Genomic DNA, 13,269 nt, shown 5'->3' with positions numbered 1-13,269 from the left:
CCACGAGTCCGCCGCTTGCCCCTTAGCGACAGGTGATCAACCCGATGGCGAACGAAGCCAAGCTCCGCGAGTACCTCAAGCGCGTCACCGCTGACCTGCACGAGACCAGCGAGCGCCTGCGGGCCGTCGACGAGCAGAATCACGAGCCGATCGCGATCGTGGCGATGGGCTGCCGCTACCCGGGCGGGGTGCGGACTCCGGAGGCGCTGTGGCGGCTGGTCGAGTCCGGCGTCGACGCCGTCACACCCTTCCCGGCGGACCGGGGCTGGGACGTGGAGAGCCTCTACGACCCCGATCCCGAGGCGCACGGCAAGTCGTACACCCGCGAGGGCGGCTTCCTGCACGACGCCGGCGAGTTCGACGGCGGCTTCTTCGGCATCTCGCCCCGCGAGGCGCTGGCCATGGACCCGCAGCAGCGCCTCCTGCTGGAGGTCGCCTGGGAGACGGTCGAGCGGGCCGGCATCGCCGCGGACTCGCTCAAGGGCAGCCGCACCGGCGTCTTCACCGGCGTCATGTACCACGACTACGTCTCCCGGCTCAACGGCGTGCCGCAGGAGGTCGAGGCGTTCGTCGGCACGGGCAACCACGGCAGCGTCGTCTCCGGCCGGATCGCGTACACGTTCGGCTTCGAGGGCCCGGCCGTCACCGTCGACACCGCCTGCTCGTCCTCACTGGTGGCGCTGCACCTCGCCGTCCAGGCCCTGCGTTCCGGCGAGTGCACCCTCGCGCTGGCCGGCGGCGTCACCGTCATGTCCAGCCCCGACACGTTCGTCGGCTTCAGCCGCCAGCGTGGCCTGTCCCCGGACGGGCGGTGCAAGTCCTTCGCGGCCACCGCCGACGGCACCGGCTGGAGCGAGGGCGCCGGGCTGCTGCTGCTGGAGCGGCTCTCCGACGCGCAGCGCAACGGCCACCGGGTGCTCGCCGTCGTGCGCGGCAGCGCGGTCAACTCCGACGGCGCCTCCAACGGCCTCACCGCTCCGCACGGCCCGTCGCAGCAACGCGTGATCCGCCAGGCCCTCGCCAACGCCCGGCTCGCCCCGGCCGACGTGGACGCCGTCGAGGCCCACGGCACCGGCACCCGCCTCGGCGACCCCATCGAGGCGCAGGCCCTGCTCGCCACGTACGGCCGGGACCGGGCCGACGACCAGCCCCTGTGGCTCGGGTCGATCAAGTCGAACCTCGGGCACACCCAGGCCGCGGCCGGCGTCGCCGGCGTCATCAAGATGGTCATGGCGATGCGTCACGGCGTCCTGCCGCGCACCCTGCACGTCGACGAGCCGTCCCCGCACGTCGACTGGTCGGCCGGCGCGGTGAGCCTGCTCCGCGAGCCGCGCCCGTGGCCGCGCGCGACGAGGCCCATGCGCGCGGGCGTCTCCTCGTTCGGTGTCAGCGGCACCAACGCCCACGTCATCGTCGAGGCCGCCCCGCCCGCGCCGCAGCCGGCCACCGACGCCGTCACCGGCCCCGACCCGCTGCCGTGGGTCGTCTCCGCGCGCAGCGCCGCAGCGCTCGGCGCCCAGGCCGACCGGCTGCGCTCCTGGCTCGCCGAGCACCCCGACGCCGCACCGGCCGCCGTGGGCCGGGCCCTGGCCACCGGCCGGTCCGTCCTGGAACACCGGGCGGTGCTGCTCGGCGCCGACCGGGACGAACTGCTCGCCGGGCTCGGCGCGCTGGCCGACGGGGTCCCGGCCCCGTCCGTGCGGCGCGGGGTCGCCAGTCCCACCCGCGTCGCCGTGCTCTGCACCGGCCAGGGCGCCCAGCGCGTCGGCATGGGCCAGCGGTTGTACGCCGCCTTCCCGGCCTTCGCCGACGCCTTCGACGCCGCCTGCGCGGAGCTGGACAGGCACCTCGACCGGCCGCTGCGCGGCGTGCTCGACGGCCCCGCCGACGTGCTCGACCGCACCGGGTACGCCCAGGCGGCGCTCTTCGCCATCGAGGTCGCCGCCTACCGGCTCGTCGAGTCCTGGGGTGTCGTGCCGGACTTCGTGGCCGGGCACTCGGTCGGCGAGGTGGCCGCCGCGCACATCGCCGGCGTGCTGTCGCTGCCCGACGCCGCCCGCCTGGTGGCCGCCCGGGGCACGCTGATGCAGGCGCTGCCCACCGGTGGCGCCATGGTGTCGATCCGCGCCACCGAGGCGGAGGTCCGCGCGCACCTGGCCACCGCCGGCGGGACGCCCGGCGCCGGGCTGGCCGCCGTCAACGGCCCGGAGTCCGTCGTCGTCTCCGGCGACGAGGACGCCGTGCTGGCGGTCGCCGCACACTTCGCAGCCCTCGGCCGCAGCACCAGGCGGCTGCGGGTCAGCCACGCGTTCCACTCCGCCCGCATGGACCCGATGCTCGACGCGTTCGGCGACGTGCTCGGGCAACTGACCTTCGCCGCGCCCCGCATCCCCGTGGTCTCCACCGTGACCGGATCGGTGCTCGACCCCGACGAGGTGTGCTCCCCGGCGTACTGGCTGCGCAACGTCCGCGACACGGTCCGCTTCGACGCCGCCGTGGCCACGCTGCGTGAGCTGGGTGTCGGCGCGTACGTCGAGGTGGGCCCGGGCGGAGTGCTCTGCGCGCTCACCCAGGAGATCGTCGGCGCGGACCAGGCGGTCTGCGCCCCCGTGCTGCGCGCCGAGCACGACGAGGCGACCACCGCCCTGGCCGCCGCGGCCACCGTGTGGGCCAGGGGCGTGCCGGTGAACTGGGCGGCCCTGTTCGCCGGCCCGCCCCTGCCGGTCGACCTGCCCACGTACGCGTTCCAGCGCGAACGCTACTGGTTGCTGCCCCTGCCGCAGCCCGCCGACGTGACCGCCGCCGGGCTGACCCCGACCGGCCACCCGCTGCTCGGCGCGGTGTTCCGCTCGGCCGACGGCGACGAGGTGACGCTCACCGGCAGGTTGTCCGTGGAGACCCAGCCCTGGCTGGCCGAGCACGCCCTGCGCGACGTCGTGCTCCTGCCCGGCACCGGGTTCGTGGAACTGGCGATGCGGGCCGGCGCGGAGGTCGGCGCGGAACGGCTCGCCGAGCTGACCCTCCAGGCGCCGCTGGTGCTGCCCGAGACCGGCGGCGTCGACGTGCAGGTCGCCGCCGAACGCACCGGCGGCGGAGCGTGGCAGCTCACCGTCCACGCCCGCCGCGCCGGCACCGACGACATCTGGGTACGGCACGCCACCGGCCTGCTCACCGAGGAGCCGGATGAGGACACCGGCACGCTGGCGCAGTGGCCGCCGAGCGACGCCACCTCCCTGGACGTGTCGGAGCTGGCCGGGCGGGCGGCACGGGCCGGGTTCGCGTACGGCCCGGCCTTCTCCGGGCTGCGTGCCGCCTGGCGCGTCGGCGCGGACGTGTACGCCGAGGTGGCGCTGCCCGAGCCGGCGGCCGGCGACGCCGGTGGGTACGGGCTGCACCCGGCGTTGCTCGATGCCGCCGTGCAGGCGGTCGGGCTGGGCGTCGTCGACCCCGGCGAGGCCCGGATGCCGTTCGCCTGGTCCGACGTGACGCTGTCCGCCCACGGCGCCGACACGCTGCGGGTGCGGTTGACCCCCACCGGTCCGGACACGGTGTCCATGCTGGTCGCCGACGCCACCGGGGCGCCGGTCGCCCGGGTCGGCTCCCTGGTGCTGCGGCCCCTGCCGGCGGGGGAGCTCACCGCCGGCGGGTCCGCGTGGCGGCGCTCGCTGTTCCGCCTCGACTGGCTCCGGCACCCCGTCGCCGGGGGCGCTGCCGACGGCACGACCTGGGCGGTGCTCGGCGAACGTCCCGCCCCGCTGCCGTCCGGCCCGCCCGCCGCCCGGTACGCCGACCTCGACGCGCTCCGCGACGCCGGGGTACCCGACGCCGTGCTGTACCCGGTGGCCGGCGCGACCGGCCCCGGCGCCGTCCACGACCTGCTCGCCGAGGTCCTCGCCGTGCTCCAGGGCTGGCTCGCCGCCGAACCGCACACCGGCGACTCCCGGCTGGTGGTCCTCACCGGCGGCGCCGTCGCCGTGGACGACGACGCGGAGGTCACCGACCTGGCCGGCGCCGCCGTGTGGGGCCTGCTCCGCTCCGCCCAGGCCGAGCACCCCGGCCGCTTCCTCGTCGTCGACGTCGACGACGAGGAGAACTGCGCGGCCGTCCTCGCCGGCCTGCTGTCGGCCGACGAGCCGCAGGCGGCGGTACGCGACGGGGCGCTCCGCGTGCCCCGGCTCGTCGCCGCCCCGGAACCCGACGCGCCGGCGCCGGCGCTGGACCCGGAGGGCACGGTGCTGGTCACCGGCGGCACCGGTGCCCTCGGCGCGCTGACCGCCCGCCACCTGGTCACCCGGTACGGGGCCCGGCACCTGCTGCTCACCAGCCGGCACGGCGCCGACGCCGACGGCGCAGCCGACCTGGTCGCCGCCCTCGCCGACCTGGGCGCCACCGCGACTGTCGAGGCGTGCGACGCCGCCGACCGGGCCGCCCTCGCCGCGCTGCTGGACCGGATCGACCCGGCGCACCCGCTGACCGGCGTGGTGCACACCGCCGGCGTGCTGGCCGACCGCACCCTGACCTCGCTCACCCCCGAGACGCTCGGCGACGTGCTGCGGCCGAAGGTGGACGCCGCCGCGAACCTGCACGAGCTGACCGCCGCCGGCCGCCTCGCGCTCTTCGTCACGTACTCCTCGGCGGCGGGCGTGACGGGCAGCCCCGGCCAGGCCAACTACGCGGCGGCCAACGCCTTCCTGGACGCGCTCGCCCACCGGCGACGGGCCGCGGGCCTGCCGGCGCACTCGCTGGCCTGGGGCCCGTGGGCGGAGTCGGGCGGCGGCATGACCGCCGGCCTCGACCGCGCCGACACCGACCGGCTGGCCCGGGCCGGCGTACGGCCGCTTCCCGCGGCGGACGGCCTCGCGCTCCTCGACGCCGCCCTGCTCACCGGCCTGCCCGCGACGGTGCCGATGGCGCTGGACGGGCCGGCGCTGCGCGCCCAGGCCGAGGCGGGCACCCTGCCGCCGGTCCTGCGCGGCCTGGTCCGGGCGCCCCGGCGCCGCGCCGCGCGGTCCGGCCCGGCGGAGACCGCCGCGCTGACCGGGCGGCTCGCCGGCCTCGACCGCGAGGAGCGCGCCGCGGCCCTGCTGCGGCTCGTCCTCGACCAGGTCGCGACGGTCCTGGGGTACGCCGACGCCGCTGCCGTCGAGGCCGGGCGTCCGTTCACCGAGCTCGGTTTCGACTCGCTCACCGCCGTCGAACTGCGCAACCGGCTGGGCGCGGTCACCGGCCTGCGCCTGCCCGCGACGCTGGTCTTCGACCACCCGACCCCGCTCGCCCTCGCCGACCACCTGGACGCCGAGACCGCAACGGACGCCGGCACCCGGGCGGCTCCGGTCGCCGCCGTCGCGGCGCTCGACGAGCCGATCGCGATCGTCGGCATGAGCTGCCGCTACCCCGGCGGCGTACGCAGCCCCGAGCAACTGTGGGACCTCCTCGTCTCCGGTGGCGACGGCATCACCGGCTTCCCCGCCGACCGCGGCTGGGACGTCGACGACCTGTACGACCCGTCCGGCGCGCGCCGGGGCAGCAGCTACGCCCGCGAGGGCGGCTTCCTGGCCAACGCCGCCGACTTCGACGCCGACCTGTTCAAGATCTCACCGCACGAGGCCCTCGCCATGGACCCGCAGCAGCGGCTGCTGCTGGAGACCTCGTGGGAGGCCATCGAGGACGCCCGGATCGACCCGCTCGCGCTGCGTGGCCGCCCCGTCGGCGTGTTCGCCGGCATGATGTACCACAACCACGCCGCAGGGCTGGCCGACGTTCCCGAGACCCTCGACGGCTACCTCGGCGTCGGCACGGCCAGCAGCGTGTTGTCGGGTCGGGTGGCGTACTCGTTCGGGTTCGAGGGCCCGGCGGTGACTGTGGACACGGCGTGTTCGTCGTCGCTTGTGGCGTTGCACCTGGCGGTGCAGGCGCTGCGGTCGGGCGAGTGCGACCTGGCGCTGGCCGGCGGCGTCACGGTGATGGCGACGCCCGAGACGTTCATCGACTTCTCCCGGCAGCGAGGCATGGCCCCCGACGGCCGCTGCAAGTCGTTCTCCGACGCGGCGGACGGCACGGGCTGGTCCGAGGGCGTCGGGGTGCTGCTGGTGCAGCGGCTGTCGGACGCGCGGCGTGACGGGCGCCGGGTCCTTGCGGTCGTGCGGGGCACGGCCGTCAACCAGGACGGCGCGTCGAACGGGTTGACGGCGCCGAACGGCCCGTCGCAGCAGCGGGTGATCCGGCAGGCCCTCGCGAACGCCCGGCTGGGCGTCGCCGACGTCGACGTCGTGGAGGCGCACGGCACGGGCACGACGCTGGGCGACCCCATCGAGGCCCAGGCGCTGCTCGCCACGTACGGGCAGGACCGCGACGACCGGGACGCGCTGCTGCTGGGGTCGGTGAAGTCGAACATCGGTCACACGCAGGCGGCTGCGGGGGTGGCGGGTGTCATCAAGATGATCTTGGCGATGCGGTACGGGGTGGTGCCGGCGTCGTTGCACGTGGATGTGCCCTCGTCGCATGTGGACTGGTCGTCGGGTGCGGTGGAGTTGGTGACGGCCTCCCGTGAGTGGCCGGGCGTGGAGCGTCCCCGGCGGGCGGGTGTGTCGTCGTTCGGCATCTCGGGGACGAACGCGCACGTGATCATCGAGCAGGCGGAGCCGGAGCACGCCGCGGGGTCTGCCGCGCCGGTCGGGTTGCCGGTGCCGTGGGTGGTGTCGGGTCGTTCGGAGCGGGGTCTGTCGGGTCAGGCCGGGCGGTTGGTGTCGTTCGTGCGTGGTCGTGGTCTGTCGCCGGTGGATGTGTCGTGGTCGTTGGCGACGACTCGGGCTGCGTTGGAGCATCGGGCGGTGGTGTGGGGTTCGTCGGTGGACGAGTTGGTTGCTGGTCTGTCGGCGGTGGCTGAGGGCCGGTCTGCGGGTGTGGTGTCGGCGGGTCGTCGGGCGGTGTTGTTCACGGGTCAGGGTTCGCAGCGTGTGGGTATGGGCCGGGAGCTGTACGAGACGTTCCCGGTGTTCGCGTCGGCGTTCGACGAGGTGTGCGTCCGGTTCGATGGTTTGTTGCCGCGTGCGTTGCGGGATGTGGTGTTCGCGCAGGCGGGGTCGGATGAGGCTGCCCTGGTGGATCAGACCGTCTTTGCCCAGGCGGGGTTGTTCGCGGTTGAGGTGGCGTTGTGGGAGTTGTTGTCGTCGTGGGGTGTGCGGGCTGATTTCCTGGCGGGTCATTCGATTGGTGAGGTGACGGCGGCGTACGTGTCGGGGATGTTGTCCCTGAGGGACGCGTGCACGTTGGTGGCGGCGCGGGGTCGGTTGATGCAGGCTCTGCCGTCGGGTGGGGTGATGGCGGCGGTGGGTGCGTCGGAGGAGGCTGTCGCTGAGCTGATCGGCGCGTCGGGCGCGGTCGTGGACATTGCGGCGGTGAACGGCCCCGCGTCGGTGGTCGTCTCGGGCGCGGCCGATGAGGTGGCTTCGGTGGTGGCGGCCTGCCGTGAGCGGGGTTGGCGGGTCAAGGAACTGGCGGTCAGTCACGCGTTCCATTCGCGGTTGATGGATCCGATGCTGGAGGAGTTCCGGTCGGTGGTGGCGGGGCTGGACTGGCGGGTGCCGCGGGTGCCGATCGTGTCGAACGTGACCGGCGCGGTCGCGGACGCCGCAGAGATCACCGAGCCCGGCTACTGGGTGCGGCACGTGCGGCAGCCGGTGCGGTTCGCCGACGGGGTGGCGGCGTTGCGGGCACAGGGGGTGGACACGTTCCTGGAGATCGGCCCGGACGCGACGTTGACGGCGATGGTGGCGGAGATCGTCGCGGATGCCGGGGTGCGGCGGGTTCCGGTGTCGCGGCGGGACCAGTCGGAGCTCGCTGCGGTGACGGCGGCCTTGGGGCAGTTGTGGGTGGCGGGTGTGCCGGTCGACTGGGCTGCCTACCACGGTCAGACCGGCGCCCGGCCGGGCGTGGTCGACCTGCCCACGTACGCCTTCGACCATCGACGTTACTGGATCAATGCGACGACGCGGTCCTACCGTCCCCCCGCCGCCCGGCGTACCGCCGCCGACGAGGACTTCTGGCGGGCGATCGAGGCGGAGGACCTGACGACCCTCGCCGAGAGCCTGGCCGTCGACGCCGACGCCCCCCTCGCGGACGTGCTGCCGGCGCTGTCCACCTGGCGACGCCGCCGGGACGCCGAGGCGGCCCTAGACTCCTGGCGCTACCGGGTGGCCTGGCAGCCGCTCACGCACGACGCCGCCCGCGCCGAGGCGACCGACTTCCTGCTCGTCGTACCGGCCGGCGCCGACGCGGCCGTGACGGACTGGGCCGCCGCCCTCGGCGCCGCCGGCGGGCGGATCGTCGAGGTCGACGCCACGTGCGACCGCAAGCGCCTCGCCCACGACCTCGCCGAGGCGTCGACCGGCCGCGACGGGGACGTGCTGCCCGTACTCTCCCTGCTGGCCCTCGACACCCGGCCGTACACCGGGGCCGCCTCCGTGCCGACGGGCCTCGCCGCCACGGTCGCGCTCGCGCAGGCCCTCGGCGACGCCGGGATCACCGCCCGGCTCTGGATCGCCACCCGCGGCGCGGTCTCCGTCGGATCCCGCGACCGGCACGTCGACCCCGTGCAGGCCATGGCGTGGGGCTTCGGCAGCGTGCTGCGCGCCGAGCACCCGCACCGGTGGGGCGGGCTCGTCGACCTCCCCGAGCAGCCCGACCAGAGCGTCGTGCGGATGCTCCGGACGCTGATCGCCGGCACCGGCCGGGAGGACGAGATCGCCCTGCGCGGCACCGGCGGCCACGCCCGCCGGCTCGTTCGTGCGACGTACGGCGACACCGGTGCGCGCGGTTCCTGGACGCCGCGCGGCACGGTGCTGATCACCGGCGGCACCGGGGCACTCGGGGGACACGTCGCCCGCGCGCTGGCCGCCGACGGAGCCGAACACCTCCTCCTGGTCAGCCGGCGGGGTGGCGAGGCGCCCGGCGCGACCGCCCTCGCCGAGGAACTCGCCGGGCTCGGCACCCGGGTAACCCTCGCGTCCTGCGACGTGGCCGACCGGGCCGCGCTCGCGACGCTGCTCGACTCGATCCCCGCCGAGCTTCCGCTGAACGCGGTCGTGCACACCGCCGCCGCCCTCGACGACAACGTCGTCGACGCCGTGAGTGTCGACCAGCTGGCCACCGCCCTGCGGGCGAAGGTCGACGCCGCGCGCAACCTGGACGAGCTGACCCGGGGCAGCGACCTCTCCGCCTTCGTCCTCTTCTCCTCCCTCGCCGGCCTCATGGGCGCCGCCGGCCAGGCCACGTACGCGCCCGGCAACGCGTTCCTCGACGCCCTGGCGCAGCGCCGCCGCGCCGAGGGACTGCCGGCGACCTCGCTCGCCTGGGGCCTGTGGGCCGACGGCGGGGTGAGCGCGGGCGACTTCGAACAGCGGCTCAGCCGTACCGGTTTCGGCGCGATGGCACCGGAGACAGCCGTGCGCGCCTTCAGCCGGGCGCTGGACCGCGACGAGACGTACCTCGTCGTGGCCGACATCGACTGGGCCCGGGCGGCCGCCACCGGTCCGCGGCGCGCCCACCCGCTGGTCCGCGACCTGCTGGCCGAGGCCGGCGCGGCGGTGCCCGCCGACGCCCCGGTGCCGGCGGCCGACCTGCGCCTGCGCCTGTCGGGAATGCCCGGCGCGGAGCAGTTGCGCGTCCTCGGTGAGCTGGTACGCGCCGAGGTCGCCGCCGTGCTCGGCCACGAGTCCGTCGATCGGGTGGCGCCGGACCGGGCGTTCCAGGATCTCGGTTTCACCTCGCTGGCAGCTGTCGAGCTGCGCAACCGGCTCGACGCGGCGACCGGCCTCGCGCTGCCGACCACGCTCGCCTTCGACTACCCGAACTCGGCGGCTCTGGCCGGCCACATCCACGCCGAGCTGCTCGGCGGGCAGGCGCTGCCCGTCCCCGCCGCCACCGGCCCCGTCGTGGGCGACGACCCGATCGTCATCGTCGGCATGGGCTGCCGTTTCCCGGCCGGAGCCGAGTCCCCGGAGGGGCTCTGGGACCTGCTGACGGCCGGTGCCGACGCGATGTCGGACTTCCCGGCCAACCGGCACTGGGACCTGGAGTCGCTGACCGGCACCTACGTCTCGCGCGGGGCCTTCCTGGCCGACGCGGGCGGCTTCGACGCGGAGTTCTTCGGCATCTCGCCGCGGGAGGCGCTCGCAATGGACCCGCAGCAGCGGCTGCTGCTGGAGGTCTCCTGGGAGGCGTTCGAAGACGCCCGGATCGAACCGCTCGCGCTGCGCGGCAGCCGCGTCGGGGTGTTCGCCGGCACCAACGGCCAGGACTACGAGACCGTCGTACGCGAGGCCGGTGAGTCGCTCGCCGGGTACGGCGCGACGGGTGCCTCCGCGAGCGTGTTGTCGGGTCGGGTGGCGTACTCGTTCGGTTTCGAGGGGCCGGCGGTGACTGTGGACACGGCGTGTTCGTCGTCGCTTGTGGCGTTGCATCTGGCGGCGCAGGCGCTGCGGTCCGGCGAGTGTGACCTCGCGCTGGCCGGCGGCGTCACGGTGATGTCCACCCCGGGCGCCTTCATCGAGTTCTCCCGCCAGGGTGGGCTGTCGGCGGACGGCCGCTGCAAGGCCTTCGCCGAGTCTGCGGACGGCACCGCGTGGGGCGAGGGTGTCGGTGTGCTGGTGGTGCAGCGGTTGTCGGATGCGCGGCGTGACGGGCGTCGGGTTCTGGCGGTGGTGCGGGGTTCGGCGGTGAATCAGGATGGTGCGTCGAATGGTTTGACGGCGCCGAATGGTCCGTCGCAGCAGCGGGTGATCCGGCAGGCGCTGGCGAGTGCGGGTTTGTCGGCGGCTGATGTGGATGTGGTGGAGGCGCACGGTACGGGTACGTCGTTGGGTGATCCGATCGAGGCGCAGGCGTTGCTGGCGACGTACGGGCAGGGCCGGGATGTGCCGTTGTTGCTCGGGTCGGTGAAGTCGAACATCGGTCATACGCAGGCGGCTGCGGGGGTGGCGGGCATCATCAAGATGATCTTGGCGATGCGGTACGGGGCCGTGCCGGCGACGCTGCACGTGGATGTGCCGTCGTCGCATGTGGATTGGTCGTCGGGTGCGGTGGAGTTGGTGACGGCCTCCCGTGAGTGGCCGGGCGTGGAGCGTCCTCGGCGGGCGGGTGTGTCGTCGTTCGGCATCTCGGGGACCAATGCGCACGTGGTCCTGGAGCAGCCGGAGCCCGAAGCCGTCCCCGAGGTCGCGGCGGAGCCGGAGTCTGCCCCGGCGTCTGCCGGGGGCGCTTCCGTGGCTTTGCCGGTGCCGTGGGTGGTGTCGGGTCGTTCGGAGCGGGGTCTGGTGGGTCAGGCCGGGCGGTTGGTGTCGTTCGTGCGTGGTCGTGGTCTGTCGCCGGTGGATGTGTCGTGGTCGTTGGCGACGACTCGGGCTGCGTTGGAGCATCGGGCGGTGGTGTGGGGTTCGTCGGTGGACGAGTTGGTTGCTGGTCTGTCGGCGGTGGCTGAGGGCCGGTCTGCGGGTGTGGTGTCGGCGGGTCGTCGGGCGGTGTTGTTCACGGGTCAGGGTTCGCAGCGTGTGGGTATGGGCCGGGAGCTGTACGAGACGTTCCCGGTGTTCGCGTCGGCGTTCGACGAGGTGTGCGTCCGGTTCGATGGTTTGTTGCCGCGTGCGTTGCGGGATGTGGTGTTCGCGCAGGCGGGGTCGGATGAGGCTGCCCTGGTGGATCAGACCGTCTTTGCGCAGGCGGGGTTGTTCGCGGTGGAGGTGGCGTTGTGGGAGTTGCTCGCGTCGTGGGGTGTGCGGGTTGACTTCGTGGGGGGTCATTCGATCGGTGAGGTGACGGCGGCGTACGTGTCCGGGATGTTGTCCCTGAGGGACGCGTGCACGTTGGTGGCGGCGCGGGGCCGGTTGATGCAGGCTCTGCCGTCGGGTGGGGTGATGGCGGCGGTGGGTGCGGCGGAGGAGGCTGTCGCCGAGTTGCTCGGCGTGACCGGTGCGGCGGTGGACGTGGCGGCGGTGAACGGTCCGGCGTCGGTGGTGGTGTCGGGTGCGGCTGACGAGGTCGCCTCGGTGGTGGTGGTTTGCCGTGAGCGGGGTTGGCGGGTCAAGGAACTGGCGGTCAGTCACGCGTTCCATTCGCGGTTGATGGATCCGATGCTGGAGGAGTTCCGGTCGGTGGTGGCGGGGCTCGACTGGCGGGTGCCGCGCGTCGCGGTGGTGTCGAACGTGACGGGTTCCGTGGCGGACCCGTTGGAGCTGGTGGATCCGGAGTACTGGGTGCGGCACGTGCGGCAGCCGGTGCGGTTCGCCGACGGGGTGGCTGCTCTGCGGGGGCAGGGCGTGGACACGTTCCTGGAGGTGGGCCCGGACGCGACGTTGACGGCGATGGTGGCGGAGATCGTCGCTGATGCCGGGGTGCGGTGTGTCGCGGTGTCGCGGCGGGATCAGCCGGAGGTCGGCGTGTTGACGTCGGCGCTGGGGCAGTTGTGGGTGGCGGGTGTGCCGGTCGACTGGGCTGCCTACCACGGTCAGACCGGCGCCCGGCCGGGCGTGGTCGACCTGCCCACGTACGCCTTCGACCACACCTGGTACTGGCCCGAGGCGGCGCCCGCGGCCCGCCGGGACGTGCACGGCGAAGCTCTCGACGGGCGGTTCTGGGCGGCCGTGGAGTCCGGCGACCCCGACCTGGTCGGCGGCGAGCTGGGTGTCGGCGCGGACGAACCGTTCAGCGCGGTCCTGCCGAAGCTCGCGCAGTGGCGGCGGGCCGCACAGCAGCGTTCGACGGTGGACTCCTGGCGCTACCGCGTGGTGTGGCGGCGCCAGGACGTGACCGGAAACGAGAACCTGACCGGCTCCTGGCTCGTGCTGATGGTGCCCGGCCAGGAGGACCACCCGTTGCTGGCCGGGCTGGCGGAGCGGGGCGCCGAGATGATCCCCGTGGTGCTGGACGAGCTGGACCGGGACGGGATCGCGCGTCGGCTGTCCGCCGCCTCGGCGGCCGCAGGACCGGTCGCCGGGATGATCTCGCTGATGTCGCTGGCCGGCGCCGGTGTCGTCGAGGCACTGGCGGTCGCGCAGGCGCTTGCAGTCACTGAGGTCGAGGGTCGGCTGTGGTGGTTGACCAGCGGTGCCGTCTCCGTGGACGACTCCGAGCCTCTGACCGACCTGGACGGTTCTGCGGTGTGGGGTTTGGGTCGGGTGGTGGGTTTGGAGGTGCCGTTGCGGTGGGGTGGTTTGGTGGATTTGCCGGGTGTGTTGGGTGGTGGTGTGTGGGGTTGGTTGTGTGGGGTGTTGTTGT

1 protein-coding gene is annotated in these 13,269 nt (G+C 74.4%); it reads left to right on the top strand.

Features of this window, described 5'->3' with window-relative positions:
• Positions 1-44: 44 nt before the first annotated feature.
• Positions 45-13,269, top strand: a 13,225-nt coding sequence (locus tag DQE82_RS08140; RefSeq protein WP_113972705.1) for a type I polyketide synthase, incomplete at its 3' end; no start/stop codon positions are given.

The organism is Micromonospora sp. LHW51205 (assembly GCF_003315815.1).
Taxonomy (GTDB): Bacteria; Actinomycetota; Actinomycetes; order Mycobacteriales; family Micromonosporaceae; genus Micromonospora; species Micromonospora chalcea.
This window is presented reverse-complemented; position numbering and strand designations above follow the sequence as displayed.